The organism is Pseudoalteromonas obscura, from assembly GCF_030135505.1.
In the GTDB taxonomy this organism is placed as follows: Bacteria; Pseudomonadota; Gammaproteobacteria; order Enterobacterales; family Alteromonadaceae; genus Pseudoalteromonas; species Pseudoalteromonas obscura.
Genome location: NZ_JASJUT010000010.1, coordinates 25,619 through 50,202 on the forward strand (window position 1 = coordinate 25,619; position 24,584 = coordinate 50,202).

Consider the following 24,584-nt stretch of genomic DNA (forward strand, 5'->3'; position numbering starts at 1 on the left):
TGGTTTTGTTTTTTGAAATTGTAAATAATGTGCGCCTTATATTTGTACATTGTCAGCTGTGAATTGGTGGCTTTGGTAAAGTTAAAAGGTGTTAAATCGATTTAGTGCAATAATGATTGGTTTGGGTGTGTGTTGTTTTTTAAATTTTTATATGTTTTTAATTTTTATTTTTGAATAAATTATTAATTATTGGGCGTGTTTTTTATTTGCCCATATAAAACTTATCCTATCGAACAGGCATCCTTGATGCGCGTGACGAGATTACTTTTAACTTAGCCTTATCACCCTAAATTTGTTTCAGGGTCCATCTATTTCCAACCTTAGCGTCAATCATTCAACCAGCTACGAATATGGATTGCGGGGCGAGCCCACAATGACGAAAGGGGATAGTAACAGTTGATTTCAAGTTTTACCCTTTGAAATAGCACTAGCTACCCTTAATCCATCTCCATGAACTAAACCTCTCGTGTCTCTGAACTAAAACCCGCATCCCTGAACTAAACCTCGTCATCCTGAACTTGTATATGGACTCCACTTGTTTGACATCATGTTTTTAAAATTAAAGATGCTTGCGTATATGCGGTTTCTTTTGAGAGCGCTACTCTCTAACCTTTGATTTATTCGCACCTTCTGTCCTAAACGTTTCGCTAGTGTATTATCACTTCAAGTTCAGACAGGTTTTCAGAAGGTTGGTCTTACCGTTTTAATTACATTGTTGTCGAACTCTTTTGAAGATGTTTTTTAAATCATAACGGGCTGGTAATTCGTACCTTGTTTTAGCATTGCCCAAGCCGTTCTGATATTTTTATTCACCAGCGCAATACAAGCTCGCTTTACACCTGAACGAGCAACCAACCTTAAGAGCCATTGCTGCTTTAATGTCTTGGGCTTTTCCGGTAGATTAGAAATGTATGACAATGCCCCCAAAAATAAACAGGACTTTAGCTGTTTATCTCCAGCACATCTATCAATTCCCAGCATCACGGTTTTACCGCCACTGCTAAATTGTTTTGGGGTAACGCCTAAATATACTGAAGCACATCGTCCATTTTTAAAGTGCTCTGTTTGACTCAAGCTGGCAATTAGCCCCGCTGCACCTAAAACACCCACACCTTCAAGCGCAATAACACGTTGGCATTGCTCATTTTGAGAAACAAGCAGTTCTAGGTTTTTAGTGACTTTATTCAGAGATTGCTCTATTTGCTGGTATTGAGCTTTTAAGACATTAACTAATGGCAATAACACCTCTGGTAAATCATTACGCTCAGTTAAAACCCCTTTTAATGCTTTCTTGGAGCGAGGAATAGTGATGCCATATTCATAAAATAGGGCCCTAATATGATTACCGAGTTGTGTAAGCTGTTTATCTAAAAACTGACGACTTACAGTGAACGTTTGGAGAATTTGCTGTTCGATATTTTTGACTGGGGAAAAGGGCATATTAGGCTGCATAGCAGCAACCGCAATCCCGATAGCGTCATTGGCATCTGTTTTTTGTTTGCTTACATAAGGCTTAACATGTTTCGGAGACATGCCTCTAACTTCATGACCATAGGACTGAGCAATCCGCCCCCAATAATGAAAGCGCCCACATCCCTCCATGGCAACAATACTAGGCGGAGAGTTAGCGAGTATTTGGCGAACTTTAGATGGAGACTGTGCTTTATTAAACACAATTTCATCATGTTTAGAGACTTTTGCGACTTGAATAATATTTTTTGCAAGATCGAGCGCAATCACGTTACGATTATTCATATATGGACTCCTTTGTTTTGGTCGACACCACATTACGCTGTATGTGAGATGTGGTGGAGTCCATATATCGTTTCAGGGTCCATCTACTTCCATTCTTAGCGTCAATCATTCAACCAGCTACGAATATGGATTGCGGGGCGAGCCCACAATGACGAAAGGAGGTAGTGACAGTTGATTTCAAGTTTTACTCTTTGAACTAAATCCTGCTCTGAGCAATCTCATTTATCTTTAAAGATAATTTATTTTATCCAAGCTTTGCTAGGCGAAATTCCCAGTTGTTTTGGCGGGTGTGTTGCTGTATTTTATTGTGAATTTCACACTTATTACAGGTGTGTCATCTGGTGATTTTTCTCGCGCTGCTTGATAAAAAGCCTAAATTCCGAGTGTTTTTATCGTTCCCTAATTGTTGCTGAATATTGTTTGTACTAGGTCCAAAACGTAGAAAGAGAGTGTTTCCGTGCCGCCAATGCCAGAATTAGAGTTGTATAATCTCATTGCGCTCAGAGGGTTTCAAGTTTGTGTGTTTAGCATTGCTATATACTTTGCTTTTGTAGCAAAGAAAAAAGGCATCGCGTTTTTATATGACAAGCGCTTTAAACTAAATTCTGACTACAGCATTAAACTAGTATCCTATTGGATCACATTTGGGGTGATTTTTGTGCTTCACCTTGGTGATGAGCAAATTAACTATGCAATTATTACCGCAGACGTCGACTATATATTTAGGAGGCGGCTTTTCTATCTAGTTAGAGTGTGGATTGTACTGATGTTTTTGACATCTGTATACGCACTACATTCGCTCAGAGGCTGTCCGTTTTCATATACAACGCGATTGGTTTATTATCTTTCTATGCTTGTTGCGACAATTAGCTTTGCACAATTTATTTTGAGAGGGTATCTACACACGGATATCTTAAGCCCTGTTTATCGGGGATTTAATGCGGTTCACTACTTTTTTCTTTCTATTACCTTATTGTCTTACCCTGTAAAGGCGATCTATCAATCTTATCGAATTCGAGCGACTTAAGCTTTGATGGTGCTTTCTATGTTCAAATATGATAACCAACGATTTTAAATGACCACATGAGACCAGAACGCATTTTTTTCTGTATTCGCCAGTTTTTAATGTTAACTCAATACGTAAAATAACAAAAAGATGGTAAGGATAAGACTGTTTAATAGCAAAGGGTGAATATAGTATTCTTTAACTACCTGGAGGTATTGAGTTGTTTTGCCGCTATTGTTGGTGTATTTTATTGTGGTTTTTACATCTATTTGAGCCTATTATAGACTTGCATTTTGATTGGCATACAACCCGGAGTTAAGAGATAGACCCTACTTAAATTTTACCTTGTCCATATCTATTGATAACACATAGTGATTTACCAAGTCCAAATGTAGGAATGGAGTGTTTCCGTGTCCCAAATGCCAGAAATGGAATTATACGATTTTATCGCGCTCAGAGGGTTTCACCTTAGCGTTTTTTGCATTGCTATATATTTTGCTTTTGTAGCAAAGAAAAAAGGAATCGCATTTTTGTATGACAAGCGCTTTAAGCTCGACTCTGACTACAATATAAAACAAGTATCCTATTGGATTACATTTGGCGTGATTTTCGTATTTCACTTTAGCTTCGATAAAATTAACTATGCAATTATTACCGCAGATTTGGATTATATGTTTAGGAGGCGGCTTTTCTATCTAGTTAGAGTATGGATTGTACTGGTGTTCTTGGCATCGATATATGCACTGCATTCGCTCAGAGGTTGCCCTTTTTCACAGACAACGCGGATGATTTTTTATATTACCATATCCGTCGCGACACTGAGCTTTGTGCAGCTAATTTTGAGAGGATATTTGCATACAGATATCTTCAGCCCTGTCTATCGGGGAGTTACAGCAGTTCATAATGTTTTGATTTCTATTACTTTACTATCATACCCTGCAAAGGAGTTGTATCAATCTTATCGAATTCGAGTTGGTTAAATGTGTGACTAGGTGTGATATCGCAGTGTCCTGATTATTTGTTGACTGAGCGTAGCTTGGTATTTGGTAGAAAGAGAAAATTAACAGTGTTCCAGTACATATTTGAAAACTACCCTGCAGTTCCTTTTAGAACCTTTCAAGTCATCATGACTGTTACTTTGTTCTATTTTATTTATGAAATAAAACGTCATGACATATCTATGTTTTACGATAAGTCTAGAGAGTTAAAAAGTGATGATGATAAAGACCTAGTCTCTTGGGGAATAACATTTTGTGTTGTTTATATTATGCAGTTTATTGATCACCCTATGCATATCGCTATTATAGGTTTGGATATGGACTACATTTTGAGGCGTAGACTCTTTTATCTACTTAAAATTTGTACAGGCTTGGTAATCTTTTTTGCAATCTATGCTCTGCATGCCTTAAGAGGATGTTCATTTTCTCAAGCAACAAGATTTATTTACTACATTTACTTGCTGCTGATAACAGTACACTTTTTGCAGTTTATCTTAAGGGGGTATATGGAAACCAATATTCTAAGCCCATTGTATCGAGCGAATGCATCTCTATGTTATCTATACCTGACTATAACAATACTGACTTTACCCATATCACGGCTTTACCGACGTTGGTATACGGCAAGAAAAAAAGTTGATTAAAGACTCGAAACTGCTTTCAACTGGATTTTAAGTTCAATTACCCAGTACTGAAAAACAGCAAAACAAGGTCATTACGGTAATATAAAGCCCGCAATGAAAAGAGATATACTGAGAATTCATCTATGACACGACCGGACCAAATAGAACTTGCAACAATAGCATATTGGGGCTACAGAACTGCAGTATATACGGCATTCTTTTATTTTATTTTACAAGCTTACAGGCGTGGCATCGCAATATTTTATGATAAGCGTTTAAAATTAACAGATACGTCAGATAAAGATCTAGTTTCATGGGGAATAACTATTTCAGTCATGTTTGTTCTGCAATGGATTGACCATGTACTCCACTTCTCATTGATTGGGCTCGAGATGGATTATCTATTGAGACGAAGATTATTTTACGTGATAAAATTGTCCTTGGCCTTGTTTTTTATCTTTATCATCATAGCACTGCATACACTAAGAGGGTGCACATTCTCTCGCCTTTCTAGACTGTCTATGTATTTGTTTATACCTAGCGCTACCATGAATTTTATGCAATTGATTTTTAGGGGCTACTTGGAATCAGAGGCTTTACGGCCTTGGATTGTAATGGTCATGGTGAGTGTCCAGATATGTTATTTTGTTGCAATATTTATATACTTAGCAATACAACTATTTGCCGATTACAAGCGATATATAAGAGGTCGAAAAAATGACCAAGAAGAGTGTTAAACCGACTGAGGCTATGCTGTGGCACAGTCTTTAGAACCCGAGTTGTACAACTGGATCGCAGTAAGAACCTATCAAGTGGTCGTGCCTGTTGTTTTTATGTACCTGATTTACATGATAAAAAAGAAAGGCGCGAGATTCTTCTATGATAGAAATCAAGCTGTAAAAACAGACTCTGAGAAAAGTTTGATTTCTTGGAGCATCACTGTTTGGACCATAGTTATGTTGTATATGACAGATGGGTATGTGAACCAAGCAATCCTTGATGCTGATATGGATTATTTGGTTCGAAGGCGGCTATTTTATTTTACTAAAATGTGCTTTTTAACCGCATTTATGCTTTGTATATACACGCTTCACAGACTGCGAAATATCAGTTTTTCTCAATCTACCCGCGTAGTTTTCTATAGCAGCACCTGCAACATTACAATGTTTTTTGCTCAGTTTATATTACGCGGTTATTTGGAAAATGACATTTTGTTGGCCGCCTATCGCCAAGTATCAGCGGTTCATTACATTGTCTGTTGTTTGGCGATATTGTACTTGCCACTTCGTTTGTTTATCGCTGATTTAAAGCTACGAAAAGGCGAGTACTGACTGAATAGTATTAAACTGCAACCTCTTTTGCATAAACAATCGAGTATTTGGCACAGTTCTGGTTGTCTTGCCAACCAATTTGTTTAGTGACATGCAATGGCACTCCATAGAACTGTGCCATTCCAGCAAGTACGCCCTCAACCAAATCGAACATTCTCCTCGACGATGTGTATATCAAGTTAGCTTCGATGGGAGAAAGTGCATCATATTGAAATCTAGGAGGTTGTGCGTCAGGATAGAGCTTTTTTAATTCTACGTGATGCAAGTCGTCCAATTGTTTTAAAACATAAGCCGGGTGTGCGTAGTCTGTAAATTGCTTTGGTAACAAGCCTGACAGACGAGGATATAACCACTTTCCAAAACCAAAATGCGCCTGCTCTAGGCTGAACCCTGCTTTTTCGATCACAATGTCGACCAATTCGATGAGTTGTTCGTCTGGGTAGTTTTCCGTGCGGACAAAACCTGTACTGGTGTCAAACGAACAAGCCTCCAATGCGTCATATAATAACTCTTCACCGGCGACTTCACTGACAAACTCTTCGAGTAAGATAAATATATGTCCTTTCATGATACGGGCTCCTGTGTAAGCGGCAGACTAATGGTAAAAACTGTCCCTTTTCCCTCTGTACTTTCAACTGCAATACGGCCCCTATGTTGTTGAATTATTTTGTATGAAATAGATAGTCCTAGGCCTGTACCTTTTCCAACGGGTTTTGTGGTAAAAAATGGATCAAAGATATTACGTAAGTTTTGTGCTGAGATCCCAATGCCATTGTCCGCGATGGTGACATAAATGTTTTTGTCATCGAAACTACTTGTAATGTCTATCTTACCGAGCTTTTCGATTGCTTGCCCGGCATTAATTAAGAGGTTTAAAAATACTTGGCACAGCCTATTTCCGCTGCAACTGAGCTTGGGTAATTGACCAAGTTGTGTGTTTAATGTCGCATGATGTTTAAAGCTGCTTTGCGCCAAATTGATAGCTTGATCTAACACCAAGTTAAGATCTTCAGGTGCCATCTCTTCATTGTCAACGTGTGTGTAGTTTCTCAGCTCGGTGACGATAGAAGCAATTTTGTTTAACCCACACAATGACTCATCCATCAGATCAGGAATATCATCTTGGATAATGGCCACATCATAACTGGACTTTAGCGTCAGCATTTGCTGCTCATTGGGAACCATTTTTTCAAGGTCATCTTGGTAAGCTAACAGGGTGACCAAGTACATTTTTAGCGTTTCGATATTGGACCTTGCATAGCCTGTAGGTGTATTGAGCTCATGTGCCACACCCGCAGAAAGTTGGCCCAGAGATGCCATTTTTTCTTGCTGGATCAATTGCTCTTCTTGTTTTTTCAGCGCATCGAGCGCCGCACACAACTCTTCGTTTGCCTTATACAAACTGCGCGACTTTGACTCGAGCAAATCCTCAGCGTGTGCTTTGCCAGCCAGCGCACGCTGCAATTTTTTTTCGAGTAATACGATGGTGTTATTTGCTTCTAGTGTTGTCATGCAAATCCAAATCAGTCGTTACACTTAGTTACTTACAAGCAAGAATGGCTCCATATTATTTCGTATGTGTTGTCTAAGATACTTTATTCATTGAAAACAGAAGGTAACGATAAGTGCTGAGCTTTTCTTAAACTGGTTTTGGTACCATATTTGCATTTTGCAAATATGGTACAAGGCGGAGATTTTTATCAAAATGCAAAAATAAAGGTTTGTTAAGTCAATTTGCGAAAAGCAAAGCTGTTTTGCAATTTGGTACTGGCAATTTCTGCCAAACTACTCGCCAATTGTGCCATAAAGCACCCCGGCGGAATATCTTCACTTTTCTTACTTATTTGCTTTCTAGGCTCCTCAAAGTGGTCAAATAAAGGAATAAAAGGCCTTTTTATCAATTACTTTGGGGATACAAAATGACATTTAAAAAAAGAGCAATCTGCGCTGCTTTAACTATAGGCCTATCGAATTATGCGTTGGCGGGCTGCGGTGGTTTAAGTGACGGTGCAAGCGCTTACATTGACGGCGATACATTAAAAATTAATGGCACGAATAGCAGTGAAAAGTTTACGTTGAGTGTGTCTGGCGACAACTTAAAAGTAACCAGAAAAGTTGGCAACAGCAGTAGCTGCGATACATTCTATTTGAGCCAAATTGACAATATTTACGCATCCTTAAACAGTGGTAACGATACATACAATGGCAAGGATGTAAATGTCATTCAAAAGGTGTATGGCGGCGATGGTAACGATCACATCACTACAGGTCGTCAGAGCGACTATATTCGCGGTGGAAATAATAACGATACGATTTTTGGTAACAGCGGCAACGACACCATATTAGGTGACAACGGTAATGACGAAGTGGATGGTGGTTATGGTAACGACTACATTCGCGGTGGAGCTGGCCACGATAAACTGCTGGGTGCTCATAATAACGATAAGATTTTAGGCGATAGCGGCGGCGACCTGATCATGGGTGGGCAAGGTGAAGACCGGCTGTACGGCGGCGATGACAATGATTACATCGGCGGTGGCTGTGTACTTGAAAATGCCAATGGCGGTGACATTTACGATGCGCCGCACTGTGATCACAGCAAAGATGGCGCAGACAAACTCTACGGAGGCAACGGCCACGATGTACTGAGTGGCGGTAAAGGCAGTGATACCTTATATGGTGATGATGGCAACGATTACCTTGCGGGTAATGAGGGCCGTGAAGACCGCTTGCATGGAGGCGACGGAGATGATGCGTTATTTGAAGATGGCGACGGCAATTCGAACAATAAACGCTGGCACAAAGCGTGGGGTAATGATGGCGACGATATTCTAGTAACCAACGGCGAGTTCTCTGATCAAGAAGGTGGCAAGGGTAATGATGTGATCATTGCCCTTTCAACGGGGTATGATGCCAAAATTGAAGGCGGCAAAAACGGCGACTACATTTGGACTGGCGACAGTGCCCCACAAGGTTCGTGCGGTCAGGGCAATGACAAAGGTATGTTCTTACTAGATAAATGCGAAGGCACAACTTGGGTAGATGATTATCAAGGCCTTCTTTCAAAAGTGGATAAACGCAGTAACTTCGATAATCCGTATTTTGACGCAGCAGATGCCGTAGTAGAAATGGACGGCTCCCACACTGGCTTTAAAAATGGCTGGCGTAGCTATAAAGAAAATCAAAAACCCCATGCCTTATACGACATTGTTTCATCAATGGTGTTTTATCGTTGGTTAGACAATCGCGCAACAACGCCATGGTCATATTACGAGTGGAAAGTGTCGTTTAATCCTGGCAGTGGTATGTACGGCACATACACACACTGTATGGAAAACAACATAGCTTATACTTGCGTTTGGCAAATCGGTCAAAGCCAGCAGTGCTACAACAAAGACGGCAATATCATTTCATGTGACTGATCTAATCTGGCAATTAGATGTTAAACCAAAGCCCACACTTGTGGGCTTTTTTGGTTGGAGTGTTTGAATATTCAGGTTCGTGTGTCCCGCAGTTGTCCCAAATATTCTGTATCGTACACATCTAATATCCGTAATCATTTTTTCAGTAAATACAGCTTTTACAAATGGGCAATTTTTTATAAAGTTCAAAGAGGCTTATTACTTCCAAAGGATATGAGAATGAACAAGTGCTGCTATGTACACAAAGAGATTACAGTTGGAGAAGAAACTTGGGATCCCGAAAAAGATGGTGGCGATGATTGCCAATATTCTAAGATAGAAAAAAGCTTGGCAGAGATCGAGTATTTTACTGTTGATGGGAAAGTTTGGTGTGAGTTTCACTGTCCAATATTTGATAAAAATGGACATCCTACGCTAAAGTCAAAATGGAGTGATGAGCGAAAAGATGAGTTCGAAAAGAAACTATTTTTAATTGCTGGTAAGAGTAAGGATGTGTTTGAACATGATCGCATTGATTACAGTGGCACAATATTTAATATCCCTTTAGATTTTAGTTCATGTATACATAACGATTACCCCAACTTTTCATATTGCATTTTCTATCATGAGGTTGATTTTAGCGAATGCAGGTTTACGGGTGACGTCACATTCAGAGGGACTGTGTTTCATAAAGAGGTTTCTTTTTATAAAACTAGATTTGATGAAGGTCTTGATTTCATCTCATGTACTTTCTACGACTCTTTTAATGTTCAATTTTCCCTAAAATCGACTTTTGAAGACAACGAAGAGCGAGAGCTTATAAAGAGCATTGACTTCAAGGGGTGTACTTTTTTTGATCAGGCAAAGTTTGACAATCGTAAATTTAAAGGACACAGTGACTTTACAGCTTGTATATTTCATAAAGCACCTACTTTTTTCAATTGTGAGCTGCATCAAGAGACTGACTTCCCACCTTTTTCAAATTTTTTAGATACCGCTCCAAAAGCAATCAAAGCTTACAGAGTTTTAAAGCTTTCGATGGAAAATGTTAGGAACCGACATGATGAAGCTTCTTTTTTTGCTTTAGAGCAACTCTGTATAAGAAAATCAAAAAAGAGAATGGGTTATATATCAATTGGGTATTTATATGAGTTATCAAGTTTATACGGATTAAGTACTATTCGGCCACTTATATGGGTTACTATCGTTACAGCAGCTTCTTTTTTGCTGTATTTTATAGCCTTTCACATGCAACATAATTATGGTCTTGAGGCTGTAGACTTTGCTATGAAGCAAATATTCAGACCGTTTTCAATTTGGTCCCATAAAGAAACCATGTATTTGCAATCTCAGTATAAAATTAACACTTTGATAACTTTAAAACTCATGGCATCAGTGCAATCGATACTAACTTTCTCACTATTAAGTATTTTTTTCATTACAATAAGATGGAAGTTTAAAAGGGGCTGAGGTTAGATATACGACAATGAAACTTTGTAAGCGTATTTGTTCTAAGCATCTAAAAAGGGCTAGGTAGGGACTTTACTCATGTTGTTTTTGCTGGTCGATATCTATTCTAAAGCTTTTTAGAAGATCTCTCTTTTGATTTTGCTCTCAAGAGAAACACCTGCGTTTGCACCAGAAAATAACTCGCTTTGGCTAAGCCCTGTTTGCGGGAATATGTCTTTGCTATAACTTGGTAGGTCGCTAGAAATAGGGTTTTGCTTGTCAAATAGGGCGGTGAGGATACGACCTTGCGAATCAATGAGGTTTTCACTGATTAATTGTTCGTCTTTGATGTGATCTTTTAACCAAAATACTAGCTTGTTGGCCAGTTCAATTTGCTTGGTGATGCGGTTGTCATCACTATTTGGGATGGCTTCAATGGCATGGGCGACTAGTTTTGAGAGAAAGCGTGATAGCCACACTGAGGCTTCGTTTGATTCAAGCTGACGCTCTCCGATGTAAAACTGCTCGCGGTCTAAGTTTTGCTCTACCACTTGGGTAATCAGCTGCTCATAAATGCCAATTTGCTGCATGGCCAAATCCTGTTGTTTTTATTCTAACTAATTGATAGCGAATGTATCTTATCGTTTTTTTAATGAGTGGGCCAGGAAGTACACAAATAAGCGCTAATCCTTTCTGTGCAAAAAGAATGATAACGATTGGATGCGTCTCCTGAGTGCGGCATTGCGTATCAATGGGTAAAAGAGTAACGTTTAGTAGCTATCATTATTCAATATAAAAGGGACTTCTTTTGATACACTCAATGGCCCGTAAAACTATCTTCGCTTTTTCACAAAATACACAACACCAGCCTGATTATAATTACATTGAAGGGTTTTTGGTTGGACTTGCAACCCTAGGCATCGAGGTTCGGGTTGATGAATGGTTAGTTAACATATTTGGCGACTACCAATCGATTGAGAGATATCAGCTGGAAGCCTTAATAGAGTTGTGTGAGCAGTGTAAGGTGACTGTGGCTAAAGCAACTTATAAGTTGCCAGAACAGTGCACGCTATCGAAAAAAGATATTGCAACGTCTTTAGATGAAGAGGCGCCTTTACCTAAGTTTTGCACTGGCTTTATAGCAGGTCTGAGTACTGTATTAAATGATTTAAAACTGTCTGCCGAGCACAAAGAGGCGATTGTTGAAACACAAGCTTTTTTTGCTGGGTTTACTAGCCTTGATAGGGCGAAGCTGACGTTTTCTTACTCTGAACCGACTCGAACATTTGAGCAAGAAGCTTTATTGGCAAAAAGAAGATTGGCCTCAACAATACATGCTCTTTCCGATACGTTGAGTATGCTGCCGTTTGATCTTGATGACTTTGCAGATTCAGAATTTAAGGGAGTTGATTACAATGAGTTTAGTGATGAAGAGCTAGAAACCAAAGATGATACCGTCAGTTTCTTGCTTCAACTAGATGATGTTGACTCTCTGCACTTACTTGATGAATTTCTTAATGTAGAAGAGCAAATTTTTATAACTCCTGCGTTCAAACAACAAAACGAAGGGCATTTCTGGCTTATTCATGAGACTCGGCCTTATATGGCTGTGCGTTTTCACAAAGCTAGGTTACTGTTTGAAAGTAATCAGTTCCAGAAAGCATGCATTGAGTTAGAGGCATTGTTAAAACTTAACCCGAATGATAATCAAGCTTGCCGCTATTTGTACGCAAACTGTTTAGTCTTGCTAAAACAATGGGATAAGTTAAAGGTGTTGTTGAACGAATATGAAGAAGGCGGGGTTTTTATGAGTGCTGCCGATGTTTTGATGCGATTTGCTTTAGATGGAGAGTCTGCTGAGCTAAATGCAATCAAACAAAGCTTGATTAAAGCAAACAAACACTTTGTAAAAATTTTAACAGGGCAAGAAAAAGTTAGACTTCACGATGTGTTAGGTTACACACTTGGTTCTAAAGAAGAAGTTATCACCTATATTGAAATGGGCGGTAAAAAAGCATGGCTAAGCGTTGAGGGGAGTTTATTTTGGTTACGGAATAAAAAGAAGTAGTCTTTGTTCTTAATTATAGAGCTTAAACAGTCAGTATTTGCAAAGTTTAAAAGTAAGCGATTTTGTCTCCCTCGTCATTGCTGGCTTGCCCCGCAATCTATTTCGTTGGTTAATGACCCTGAAACAATCTCAGGGTGACAGGGATGAGGATTGGCGTGTTTTTATCAAGTGTACTTCTGTATGCTGAAGGTGTTACGACTTAAATCCTGTTGCTGATAGCCTATGTAATAGGTTTGTTTAGTATGATGAAGTACAAGCGGTAGAGGTCGGTTTAAATGGTTTAATACTATCGAAAAAGGCCAAATATGCATCTCTTGGCCTCAATCCAATACTTATAACTATATTATGATTGAACAAGTATTCTCTCTATACTGCTTAAGCGTATTATTGCACAGTTTGATAAAATGGGTCAGTCGGTTGGTAAGTAGTACTACCACCGGCTATTTGAGGTGTAGCCTCAACCGGTAATGCTGTTTTATTTTTTGATAGTTTTTTTAGTGGCTTTTTATTTAACTTAACTTTCATTTTCAATTCCTTTATTTTTTATTATCGGTACTTAAACTAACAAGTGTAAGTTAAGAGGTCAATAAGTTGAATTAACAACGAGCTTAAAAGGTCAATGCCGTGCTCGCGCTGTGTGTGGAAGTCGTTGGACAAGGTTTGTCTCTAAGCTGCTTAAGCGCATATAGTATAGTCTGTATAAATAGGCCCTGAAACAATCTCAAGGTGACAGGGATGAGGAGTCTCGCAGGCATGTGCTCGGTGCAGGCTCCTTGATTGAAGCAATTTTACTCCTGAGTATAAATATAGCCCCAAAGCGGCATTGCCAAGTATCTGTATTTGAGATTCAAATTCTGGATGGGTTTCATCACCATTCGAGGCCAATATAACTGCCGACTTATTAGTTTTATTTATGGCAAAATAGCTAAACACGCCGGGATCTCCGCCATCAGGGTGGATATGTTCATGGTCAAGAAACCAAAAATAGCCAACGCCTTCACTACCTCCTGTATTCGGGGTGTTGGTTAACGGGCTTTGACGATCTGGACAATTTAATTAGCCAAACATTGGCGTTATCTCGATATAACCGGGCAATGGACATCACCCACTTTGCGAAGTGCCACCTTGCGGGCAAATTGAACGCGAATTAGAACAGCTCCGCCAGCAGCTTAGCAATCTAGAAATTGACTATACTGTAGACAAGGTATTGGCAAAAAGTCAGCTGTTTTTGGACCGTCGAGCATTACTGCGAGCATTGAACAACTTAACGTCAAATGCCTCGCATTTTGCCAATAACAAGATAAACGTGTGATTGCTACTCGTTGAAAATTCATGTTTATTAATCGTTGAGGATGATGGCCCGGGCATTGAGCAAAGCCAATGGGCGCGCATTTTGAATTACGCTCGCCACTTGAGATCACCACCTGATTGATACATTTGGCAGTGTGGCTGTCACAATGTCGTTGCGACAACTTCGTTGCGACAACTTCGTTTCGACCACGTCGTTGAAGGAGAGAGGATGAATCTATTGGTACGTTTTTTGTTTTCCATAACCATTGTCATTGTCGTGTTTGTTGTCTCTGCAACTCTTGCTGGGGTGCTCGCCGATATCGCAGGGGTTTGGAAAAAGCCGATGATTGGCGGCGTGGCGGCTGCATGTGTGGTGTTTTCTGGGTATGCCTCCGCGCCAAAACATAAGCTAATATCAGCATCTGTTTGGCTTATAGTCGGGGCGGTTGCAGCGTGGATTTTATCTAGTGTATTTATGTACGCTGAGGATGCAGCTACGCAATTACCTTTATTGATCACGTATGCTAGTGGTGCATTGAGTTTAATGTTATGTTGGCTTTGGCATAAAAGGGCGTTAACGATGAGTTCCGACAAAGCCGAAACGCATCGTTAATCGAGATTAAAAAGTAAAACAGACCTTTTTATAACTCATTTTTGTTTTGATATCGTAACTTGCCACCAACCCAGGTTTGCAGCACTGGTATATCGCGAATTTCTTTTGGATCTTTAATGCTTAATGGATCTTGCTCTAAAATCACATAGTCCGCCAGTTTGCCTTCTTCAAGGCTACCAAGCCATTGGTCGGTATGACATTGCCATGCGGCATCATAGGTGATGGCGCGCAATGCTTGGTCACGAGTAATGCATTCGGCTTTATTGAGAACAGCGCCCTCAGGAGATCTTTCCATAATTCGGGTTACCGCTTGTTCCATCATGCGCAGCGGTCCCAGTGGACTTACTGACAAGTCACTGTGTAATGTGATCCGTGCGTCAAGGTCTAGCATGGTCTGACAGCGATCTAACAGTTGCGCTTTTTTCTTAAAGATCACTTGCTCAAAAGCATATCCCCAATAGCCAACATGACCGATTAAAAAGCTCGGGGAAATCCCCAGTTGTTGCATTCGTTTAGCGTTCTTATCACTTAGCAGTGAACAGTGTTCAATACGGTGGCGACTCTCCAGTCCCGATTGTCCATTGAGCGCATTTTCATAAACGTCTAAGGTTATTTCTATGGCGTGGTCACCATTGGCGTGGATAAGCATTGGCCAACCCTTCGCGATAATATTATTAACCATTGTTTGGAAGTTTGGCTTTTGCGGCTCTTGATCAACTGGTGGTGTGGTCACAATGGCAACCTCCTCGGTTTGCTGATCTGTTGTTACAGTGGCAGTCACCTTGGCATGTGGATCTATAACAGCGGAAACCTTCTTGGTTTGTCGCTCTGTCACAGTGGCAATCACTTCAGTATGTGGATCTGCAACCCCTTCGGTTGTAGGCGATACACTAAAATTAAAAATACCGTAGTTACCCTCTGGGTTACAGCTATATTGATCAACTTGATACCCAGTAAGTCCCTGATTGGAGCCATCTGAAACCAGTTTAACGGCTGCTTGAAATGGTTGGTTCAAGTCGACTCGTTCAAGTGGCTTAAAGGGATGGATATCGTCTTCGGTATTTTGCACGTTGGAGCACAATTTTGCGTAGCCGACGCGTGCACGTTGTGGGGTGAGAGCTTGATAAGCTATGAGCACGTCTTCCATAATGGGCTGCATACCAGCTTCAAGCATCATGGTGACACCACGCTCATTGGCAGTTTTAAATATACTGCTGATATTCTTTGGCAAGTCTTCAATAATTTGGGCTTTTTGTGACAGTGGGATAGCGTCAAAACCGTAGCCCATTTGATCCAGCTCTTGTAAGGCACCTTGTTTCTGAACCAATTTGGTCAACTCATCACGTTCACTTTCGGGGAATTTACTTACGATCTCATTTAATGCAATTGTGTTGATGTAAGCCGTGTGTAATGATGCTGCTAGCCAAAATACAGCGCGATCAGGAAACTTTTGGTCTAGCCATTTTATGTCAATCACTTGTAGTTGATTATCAACAAAAGGCATCAGAGATGGATCTACATCGACTCCAAGCAGCCATTCGCCCTCTGTTAAATGTTTTTCAGCTTCAAGGGCTGCCTCGAAAATTGTTTCTGGGCTATAGTCTTCTTTCAAACGCTGGCTATCATATGGCTTATCATTATAAGGTCCAAGCGGTGCCCAGCTCATAGTCATTGCTGTTGGGACAATATGCACATGTGGCTCAATCAATCCCGGTAAAAGGGTTTGTTGTGGAGCGAGTTCAATGTGATCTTTGTCTAGCATACCCAGCGCATGCATTTTTGTGCTGACTGAATCCAAGTCACCCACAGCGACTACAGTGTCACCGGCAAAGCCAACGGCATCTACTTGCTCTGTTGAGCCATTTATCATTGGGCGAATTTTTCCACCGGAATACATGACCAACTTTTTCAAAGCTTCTTGATCCGTTTCTTGCTTATTGGCATAAGCTTGGTTAATACTGGTTTTTATTTTGTCTAAGCTTGGCTGATTTTCAAACGAGGACCAAAGAGGGTTGTGGCATGCGCACTGGGCGCATTCGTGGCAATCGTGATGACTCATAGTCGTCTTCCTTTTGTTTGCTTGATTGTGAGTGTTTAAAACTATTGCAAAAAAGCATACAACTAAACGCCAATATATAAGTATTACACTGTGTTACAGGTAAGAAAATGGAAATAACTATTTGTACCTATTGTAGTTAGGTACGATTGAATATTGGTGCTTGATGGATATGCACCACATGACCTAATGTAAGGATGAACGGAAAAAATGTACACATGGAAGGATCCTATCAACAAGATATGCATTATTGTTTTGTCGATATCGCTTTATCTATTTTTTGATGACAGGCAGTTTTGGTTTTTTCAAGCGAGCTCAGAGTTTGCAAATGATTCAAATAAACCAAGGGATACCGAAGCTGAACTCTCAGTGGTTGGCGTTGATATTCAGAGTGAACTCAATGGAAAAAATACAGTTAAACTGAGAGAAATTGTAGACCATCAAACTAACCTACGTCGTTTTGGACGGTGTGAACCAACACTTGGAGAAAGTATTAAGTACCGAGTCGAAAACGGTATTTACACCTGGGTTGATAGCAAGGGAATAACCAATTATTCGGATCAAAAACCTAAGCATCATGCAGCTTTGTATCAACCAAAAAGTAATCGAGTTTTGGATTACTTTGAGCTAACAATCACAGGGAAAACGGTTACTCATTCTTTTAAAAATGCGCTCATTGCGCGACTAAACGCAATATTCAGAAGCTATACCAGTGTTATTGGGCTGAAAGCCATGCGAAAGGTCACACTTAGCATAGAGGTGCTGCCAAACAGGCATGAGTATGAGCGCGTAGTGAAATCGTACGGTGGTGTTGGCGTAAATACAGCTGGGATTTATTTTGGCAATAAAAACAAGGTATTGGTAGTGCAAAGGTCCTATGAAGATACTATGCAAACGGCTGTCCATGAAGCATTGCATGCAATCAATCAAGCTGTAATAGGTTACTCGCCACGATGGTTAAATGAAGGGCTGGCCGAGTACTTTGAAGCCATACAGGTAAACATGCAGCACGCTAAAATAAAACCCCAATACTTCCTTGATAAGCATGGTCGCATTCGGGGGAATATTGTAACCCCTTTGAATCTAGTAAGTGCTGAGCACCTTTGGAAAACTGAACAAGCAGAATCTCTCTACAAAAGCAGTTGGGCATTTGTTCACTTTTTAATGTCATCAAACTCGGGGCGTCAGACACTCAAAGATATTTTGTTGCAAGAGCAATCAGAGCCGTGTAGCTCACTCTCTGCGAAACAGCTTAAGGGCATATTGGCAAGTAAGCAGCCCAAGTTGGTAGCGGCTTTTCAAACATATTTGAATCTTCCAATTAAAACGCAGCGCCTGTGAATAGTGCGTTGTAACTCTTTATTACTTGATAGATTGGAGTGGTAAATTTTTAAGTGAATATGGTAAAGGACGGTGGGTGAATTGAGTGCAGCTCACTCCTGTTCGTGATTTAAAAGCAAAGTGTAAGTTTTAATCTGGGACTATATGCAGTCCCTCGGGCTAAATGTACAACGGTAACCAGATCGCAAGATGGTCGCTGCTTGGTACATGCAAATCACTCTGAATTCAATAAGGTTGAAATTGCATATCGCTACCTTGTAGATACTTCTGTTCGTAACTCTTTGTTGATAAGTCCATCGGATAGAAAGTGATGAGTTTGTCTGGTGGGATTGTAAAGTGCAGCGTTGTCGCGAAAAATGTTGGTTGTCATCTGTTTTAGTGGTTGTTAATTGTTTTAAAAATGGAAATTAACTGCGCCGTATAGCGGCAACAACATCTCGAAAGGAGTGTATAAGGGTCTATAAGGGATGCATAAACATGACTAGTCGACGACAATCACCGGGTTCGGCTGGTGGACACTCTTTTTAGTCTCTTTACCTATATTAAACACTATTTACCGGCGGGGGATACTGGTGCACTTTTGATCCTAATATTTTCAATGGTCTCAGGATTTACTATGTCACTGAGTTGTCAAGCCGCGACTATTATCGGTAACACCTTTACACCCAAGAACCTCTTATATCGAAGCCACATTGACCATTAAAGCTTAAAACAGCAGTTTGAATATTACCTGAACTTAAAACAGTAGTTTAACAGCAAAGAGCAACGTTGCATGAAGCGCCATTATAGGCCAAGCGCCATGAGGGCCTATATCGGGTTGTTTGATGTGGTTAGCCATTTCCCTATCTGTGAACAGTTTCTTAGATCAAAAATTCTTGAGCTAAGAAACTGCAAAAGCGTGACAACACTTTACTAAAGTAAACTTAAAATCTGTTTAGCGTTTTTACGGGCTAAACAACTTTTTACCGGGTTATTCGAAAACGCTTTTGAGGAAATTTCTACTTGCTCACCTTGATGTAAAGTATCGCCTTTGTAGACCTTTACTCGACAGGTTGTTTTGTCTTGTTTATCGGTGTAAACAAGTTCCACTTTTTCTGCTTTCATAATTAAGTTTTTGTAGGGGTAGCCTGCGTTGGTGAAAATTCTTTCAACCTGTACCTGCTGAGCCACTGATGTAAAAGCGACGAACGGAATTGCGAGTATAATTGCATATTTCATGATAAAAAGTCCCTATATCTCTGGTTTCATGGCTAAGTATTAGGCGCATTGAAAAAACTGACAAACGAGAAATTTTGTTTCATAGTTAAGTTTTAATTAAGTGAAAAAGTTATGAAAGCACCACCATTTAAAGGTCTTTGGTACTTTAAAACAGCAGCAGAACTAGGCAGCTTTAAACAAGCCGCAGAAGCGCTATTTGTGACACAAGCAGCTGTAAGTCAACAGATCCGAATTTTAGAACAACAGCTAGGGTGTACTTTGTTTGAAAGACAGACTAGAAAGGTACACCTAACTCAACAAGGGCAAGATTTATTGCCATATTTGCACAAGGCATTTGGGCAAGTTGAAATGGGTCTATCGATGTTAAAATCAGACCCCAATCCAAATACCATCAGTTTGTCTGTTTTACCCTCATTTGCTACGTGTTGGCTGCTACCAAGGCTGACGAGCTTTAACAAAGCTTTGCCAAGTTACCAGCTTCGGATAGATCCTACCGAGCAGCTGGCTGACTTTAATCATGAAGATATCGATATTGGGATCCGTTTTGGCTTGGGCGACTATCAAGGATTAAAAAGTGAGTTAATTGCAAAAGACGAATTAGTTATTGCATACCGCCCCGGGCTTATAGATCCGCGCAAACCTTTGCGCGCACAGCTGTCTAAGCTCAACTTCATTTACGATGAAGGGCGTGACAATGAATTGGCTTGGCAAGCATTGAGCTCGCAACTTGACTTAGAAGGTCATACATTGAGCAATTTGAAAATTGACAATGCAGCGCTTGTACAACAAGCGACGGTTGCCGGGCAAGGGTTCTCTTTACTGCGTAAACGCATGGTGGAGCAATCCCTGGAAATGGGGCAGTTAGAGATCTATCCCGACTTCGCTTGGTTATGCGAGTACGGTTACCATTTGGTTGCGCCAGAAAACCATTTTGAATGGGCTAAATTCAAAGCGTTTCGTGATTGGATTGTTGCTGAGTTAAACGGGATAGAGGCCTGTTAACCGAGGATTTTAAGGTTAAGACATTACTGTTTGAAAAGATGTCCGAGACATAGATGCGACTGAGTTTATTGACTTGGTTTTGCTATCAAAAATATAACGTCACTGTTGTTGTATATTTGCCCTAGCGTCATTATGAGCTTGCCCCGCAATCCATGTTTTAGTGTAGAGCGCCGTTTGAGATGGACTCTGAGTCAAGCTCAGGGTGACGGGCCTAGGGTGGGTGATGAGATTGGGGTGGTGACGAGATTGGGGTGGTGACGAGGTTGGGGTGGTGACGAGGTTGGGGTGGTGACGAGGTTGGAGCTGGGTTAAGGGGTTGCGAGAGGTGGCGCAGAGTTCAGCCTTTATCTCCATCGTCATTATGAGCTTGCCCCGCAATCCATGTTTTAGTGTAGAGCGCCGTTTGAGATGGACCCTGAGTCAAGCTCAGGGTGACGGGCCTGAGGCGGGTGATGAGATGTGCGACAGGGGTTCTATGTTGGGACTGGGTTAAGGGATATTGACGGGTTGCGAGAGGTGGCGCAGAGTTCCGCCTTTATCTCCATCGTCATTGTGGGCTTGCTCCGCAATCCATGTTTTAGTGCAGAGTGCCGTTTGAGATGGACCCTGAGTCAAGCTCAGGGTGACGGGGCTCAGCCTTTATCTCCAGCGTCATTATGAGCTTGCCCCGCAATCCATGTTTTAGTGTAGAGCGCCGTTTGAGATGGACCCTGAGTCAAACTCAGGTGACGGGGTTGGGCGGGTGATGAGATCGGGGTGGTTGCGAGGTTGGAGCTGGTTTAAAGGACTGATATAGAGTTATGGAAGGTGGCGTAGGGCTCAGCCTTTATCTCCATCGTCATTGTGGGCTTGCCCCGCAATCCATGTTTTAGTGTAGAGCGCCGTTTGAGATGGACCCTGAGTCAAGCTCAGGGTGACGGGCCTGAGGCGGGTGATGAGATCGGGGTGGTGACGAGGTTGGAGCTGGTTTAAAGGACTGATATAGAGTTATGGAAGGTGGCGTAGGGCTCAGCCTTTATCTCCATCGTCATTGTGGGCTTGCCCCGCAATCCATGTTTTAGTGCTGAGTGCCGTTTGAGATGGACCCTGAGTCAAGCTCAGGGTGACGGGTCTGGGTGGGTGATGAGATCGGGGGGGTTGTGAGGTTGGATCTGGGTTAAAGGACTGATATAGAGTTATGGAAGGTGGCGCAGAGTTCAGCCTTTATCTCCATCGTCATTGTGGGCTTGCTCCGCAACCCATGTTTTAGTTCAGAGTGACGTTTGAGATGGACCCTGAGTCAAGCTCGGGGTGACGGGGTTGGATGGGTGATGAGATCGGGGTGGTTGTGAGGTTGGAGCTGGGTTAAAGGACTGATATAGAGTTATGGAAGGTGGCGCAGAGTTAAGCCTTTATCTCCATCGTCATTGTGGGCTTGCCCCGCAATTCATGTTTTTGCACTTATAACCCTGTGGACATATAGGTGTGGAAGGTGAAGCACAAATAACTGCCAAATATTTGAACCTTGGCTAAAATTACAAGCAGTGGCTTGCAAGCGCAGCTCTTTGCTGGCAGTCTTGGATTTGGCGTCTCTTGATTAGATTTTTGTATGAAACTCATTGTATTTGTTGTTTTATTTACCTTTTTGTCTGGTTGTAACTCGATCCAAAAACCTGTTGCTCCTCACCTGCTATTTCACCAGCCAAATGATGTATCAACCGATGCTCTGGTGGCTCAAAGTTACCTATTACTATCTCAAGAGGCCTACCGACTAAAAGATTATGACTATGAGTTTGAATTACTGAATGAATTAGCTGACTACGAATACGGGCCTGCTCAACTAGAAATCGCCAAAAAGCTGTTAAAAGGGCACGGTAAAGAATATGTACACGGAACCCCTCTTGAATGGGCAACGAAGGCTGCTGAGCGAGATTATACGCCCGCAATATTGTTTCTGGCGCAATGGTATCGCTATGGTGGGGATGGCGTCGATGTAGACCTTAAGGAAGCAATGAACTTATATGCTCGTGCCATTGAATTGGGAGACTATTCAGCTGCTACAGAATTGGGGTACATATTTATAAGGCATTGGCGAGAAGAAAAAGGCTATGAAACAGCACAGCAGCTGTTCGCTAACGCAGCATATCATGGCGATGTTAAAGCGTTATGTGGCTTGGGTATTGTTTACCGAGAGTCACAGAAACTAAAAGATTTAGAGAAAGCCGCAGACTATTTTCAAGTGAGTTATGTGAGAGGTTACAAAGAGTGTGCATTTGAACTTGGATACCTTTATCACAGAAGTAAGCCCAATACACAACATGCATTGCGATGGTATCAAGTTGCGGCAAAAAACGGGTCGCGAGATGCACTTAATAATTTAGGCATGATGTACAACAATGGCGACGGTGTAGATATCGACTATAGTCGTGCAAAAAGCTACTTTGAGCAAGCTGTTGAACTAGGTAGTAGACTGAGTTTTGGTAATTTAGGCAGTTTATATGAGTTGGGCAAAGGCGTAGAGCAGGATTATGATAAAGCGGTCTATTGGTATCAAAAAGGCGTAGATCGGCAAGATGCCCAGTCAATGCACAATTTGGGTACTTTATACAGCTTAGGGAGTGGAGTAGAAAAGAACCGAGAAAAGGCACTATCTCTGTTTGAGCAGGCTGCCGATTTAGGTAATCGATTTTCCGCTTTTAACTTAGCCAATGCGTACTATTATGCTGATGGTAAAGAACAAAATGATGAGTTAGCACTGGAGTATTACCTAGTCTCAGCCAGGGCAGGATATGCGCCGGCATTTTGTCAAGCCGCAGAGGTTGCATTAAAAGATAGTTGGACACTGGCAAGGTCATACTTCCATGAAGGCGCCAAACTTGGACAGGAAACTTGTCTGAAAAGCTTAGTGAAAGGCTTGCGTGCTAACAAAGAGCAAGATATACCCATTGTTGGGCTATTAAAAGCATTTGCTAATCGCGATGTCGCTTTTGCGAATGAAATGCTTGGCCACATTTATCAATTTGGTGAATTTGGTTTATTTAGAAGCTTTGAAAAGGCACAAGCTTTTTATTTAAAAGCAGCAGAGCTAGGCGCAGTAAATGCGTTTGCAAATTTAGGCTTTTTGTACGAACAAGGTGATTTAGTCGAGCAAAACTTAGATACCGCGGCCTCTTTTTATCAAAAAGCAGCTGAATTAGGTTCAGCACTAGGAAAGAATTACCTCGCAACTTTTTACTTAAATGGCGTGGTTGTTAAAAAGGATAGAACTAAGGCGGTAGAGTTATATCAAGAAGCTGCTGAACTCCATAATACCGCTGCTCTAATCAATCTCGGCGATATTTATTTAGACTATGGCTCGCGTGATTTTCAGTTAAAGGCATGTGCCCTATTCAAAAAAGCATATGAGTTAGGCGCCAAACGGGCGGCTGTAAGGCATAGTCGTTGTGTTGTTGAGCAAACCGGTGATATTAAATCAGCGTACCAGTTACTTGAAGATAGTCGGGGACAAGATTGTAGTTTATGTGTTGTAAAACAGGCCGAGTTGATTTTGAACAAACAGATAGAGGGTAAATCACAACTAGAGGCGTTTGGTATGCTGCAAAATGCAGCGCAGGCCGGCAATGCAGCTGCTGCATATAAACTTGCTAGCTTATATGAAAGTGGAGGTATTAAATCTCAGGATCTGGCCCTTGCTTTCAACTGGTACAGAACCTCAGTTACCTTGGGGGAAGTAGATGCGCTTAATAAAATTGCGGAGTTTTATTGGGCAGGGAAAGGGGTGGATAAAAGTGAAGACGATGCTGTAGAAGCAATTTCTCAATTAGCGAAGGCCAAAAACTTTAATGTTGCTTCATTTGTAGGAGAGCATTTCTATCATGGTGTTAACGTCGATATAGATTTAAATAAAGCCAGATATTATTTTATGAAAGCGGCGCAACAAAACGATGGTATTGCGTTGAATTCACTTGGAGTGATCTATCGCGATGGTTTACGTGTCGCTGTAGATACTGAGCTTGCAAAAGACTACTTTGAACGCTCAGCACATTTGGGGGTGCCAGATGCGATGCATAACTTAGGTGCATTAAATTTGTCTCAAAACAAAGAAAAAGACGGACTTGAATGGTTGCAGCGAGCGGCGGAGAAACAATTCGTTAAAAGCTATATCTTATTGGGTGATTATTACGCTAGCCATGATGCCAATGAAGAGTCCATGCGCAAAGCCGTTAAATGGCTGAAGTTAGCTGCGGATGAAAAAGCCCCCGATGGTATGTACAAGTTGGCAATGTTACTCAAAAAGCAAAATCGCAATCAATTTACAATTGAAGTTCAAATGTGGTTGAAAGCAGCTGCATCTGGTGGTCACCAAGCTGCGGTTAGCGAGCTTAAAGTGTTTGAATTGCAGAGGGAATAAACTGAGGGATTTATTTTGGTAATGTCAATGAAAAAGTTAATAT

General features: G+C 41.1%; 16 protein-coding genes and 1 pseudogene. 10 read left to right on the forward strand and 7 right to left on the reverse strand.

Translation table 11 applies throughout. The features are described 5' to 3' along the window. Positions 1-741: 741 nt before the first annotated feature. Positions 742-1,755: an IS110 family RNA-guided transposase gene (locus tag QNM18_RS19580; protein WP_284138195.1), complete on the reverse strand. Its 1,014-nt coding sequence runs from the start codon at positions 1,753-1,755 to the stop codon at positions 742-744. A 466-nt stretch (positions 1,756-2,221) separates the two neighbouring features. On the opposite strand from QNM18_RS19580, the gene QNM18_RS19585 reads away from it, so the two are divergent. The 3 genes from QNM18_RS19585 (at position 2,222) to QNM18_RS19595 (ending at position 5,713) form a co-directional block, all read left to right on the forward strand. Further along, positions 2,222-2,782, forward strand: a complete 561-nt coding sequence (locus tag QNM18_RS19585; protein WP_284138196.1) for a hypothetical protein — start codon at positions 2,222-2,224, stop codon at positions 2,780-2,782. Positions 2,783-3,171: 389 nt separating this feature from the next. After that, complete coding sequence (locus tag QNM18_RS19590) at positions 3,172-3,741, forward strand: hypothetical protein (protein WP_284138197.1); 570 nt, start codon at positions 3,172-3,174, stop codon at positions 3,739-3,741. A gap of 1,396 nt (positions 3,742-5,137) precedes the next feature. Beyond that, the gene (locus QNM18_RS19595; RefSeq protein WP_211008548.1) at positions 5,138-5,713 is read left to right on the forward strand and encodes a hypothetical protein; all 576 of its coding nucleotides are present in this window, start codon (positions 5,138-5,140) and stop codon (positions 5,711-5,713) included. 10 nt (positions 5,714-5,723) lie between these two features. Here the strand turns inward: QNM18_RS19595 and QNM18_RS19600 are convergent, their stop codons facing one another. Then, entirely contained in the window at positions 5,724-6,281 is a 558-nt protein-coding gene (locus QNM18_RS19600; protein ID WP_284138198.1) for a heme NO-binding domain-containing protein, read from the reverse strand. After that, a complete protein-coding gene (locus QNM18_RS19605) occupies positions 6,278-7,225 on the reverse strand; it encodes a sensor histidine kinase (RefSeq protein ID WP_284138199.1) in 948 nt (315 codons plus the stop codon). Before QNM18_RS19605 ends, QNM18_RS19600 begins: the two co-directional genes overlap by 4 nt. A 407-nt stretch (positions 7,226-7,632) precedes the next feature. Between QNM18_RS19605 and QNM18_RS19610 the strand changes: the two genes are divergently transcribed. Both QNM18_RS19610 and QNM18_RS19615 read left to right on the forward strand, forming a co-directional pair. Further along, positions 7,633-9,135, forward strand: coding sequence for a calcium-binding protein (locus QNM18_RS19610; RefSeq protein WP_284138200.1), 1,503 nt, complete (start codon positions 7,633-7,635; stop codon positions 9,133-9,135). A gap of 219 nt (positions 9,136-9,354) precedes the next feature. Beyond that, positions 9,355-10,584, forward strand: coding sequence for a pentapeptide repeat-containing protein (locus QNM18_RS19615; protein ID WP_284138201.1), 1,230 nt, complete (start codon positions 9,355-9,357; stop codon positions 10,582-10,584). A 122-nt stretch (positions 10,585-10,706) separates the two neighbouring features. Here QNM18_RS19615 and QNM18_RS19620 read toward each other — a convergent pair. Continuing rightward, a pseudogene (locus tag QNM18_RS19620) lies at positions 10,707-11,153 on the reverse strand (DUF3427 domain-containing protein); the annotation flags it as partial. Between the two features lie 230 nt (positions 11,154-11,383). Here QNM18_RS19620 and QNM18_RS19625 point away from each other — a divergent pair. Beyond that, entirely contained in the window at positions 11,384-12,631 is a 1,248-nt protein-coding gene (locus QNM18_RS19625) for a UPF0149 family protein (RefSeq protein ID WP_284138202.1), read from the forward strand. A gap of 384 nt (positions 12,632-13,015) precedes the next feature. Here the strand turns inward: QNM18_RS19625 and QNM18_RS19630 are convergent, their stop codons facing one another. Then, the gene (locus QNM18_RS19630; protein WP_023397949.1) at positions 13,016-13,156 is read right to left on the reverse strand and encodes a hypothetical protein; all 141 of its coding nucleotides are present in this window, start codon (positions 13,154-13,156) and stop codon (positions 13,016-13,018) included. A 994-nt stretch (positions 13,157-14,150) separates the two neighbouring features. On the opposite strand from QNM18_RS19630, the gene QNM18_RS19635 reads away from it, so the two are divergent. Then, on the forward strand, positions 14,151-14,534 hold the full coding sequence (locus QNM18_RS19635; RefSeq protein WP_211008558.1) for a hypothetical protein: 384 nt from the start codon (positions 14,151-14,153) through the stop codon (positions 14,532-14,534). A 28-nt stretch (positions 14,535-14,562) separates the two neighbouring features. On the opposite strand, the gene QNM18_RS19640 is transcribed toward QNM18_RS19635, so the two are convergent. Then, positions 14,563-16,593 (reverse strand): amidohydrolase, encoded by a 2,031-nt coding sequence (locus tag QNM18_RS19640; protein ID WP_284138203.1) that lies wholly within the window; start codon positions 16,591-16,593, stop codon positions 14,563-14,565. Positions 16,594-16,800: 207 nt separating this feature from the next. Between QNM18_RS19640 and QNM18_RS19645 the strand changes: the two genes are divergently transcribed. Continuing rightward, entirely contained in the window at positions 16,801-17,931 is a 1,131-nt protein-coding gene (locus QNM18_RS19645) for a DUF1570 domain-containing protein (protein ID WP_284138204.1), read from the forward strand. A 912-nt stretch (positions 17,932-18,843) separates the two neighbouring features. Here the strand turns inward: QNM18_RS19645 and QNM18_RS19650 are convergent. Beyond that, positions 18,844-19,149, reverse strand: a complete 306-nt coding sequence (locus QNM18_RS19650) for a hypothetical protein (RefSeq protein WP_211008561.1) — start codon at positions 19,147-19,149, stop codon at positions 18,844-18,846. A 111-nt stretch (positions 19,150-19,260) separates the two neighbouring features. Here QNM18_RS19650 and QNM18_RS19655 point away from each other — a divergent pair, with 111 nt between their 5' ends. Beyond that, positions 19,261-20,151: a LysR substrate-binding domain-containing protein gene (locus QNM18_RS19655; protein WP_284138205.1), complete on the forward strand. Its 891-nt coding sequence runs from the start codon at positions 19,261-19,263 to the stop codon at positions 20,149-20,151. Between the two features lie 1,588 nt (positions 20,152-21,739). Then, a complete protein-coding gene (locus tag QNM18_RS19660) occupies positions 21,740-24,541 on the forward strand; it encodes a tetratricopeptide repeat protein (protein WP_284138206.1) in 2,802 nt (933 codons plus the stop codon). Positions 24,542-24,584 lie beyond the last annotated feature (43 nt).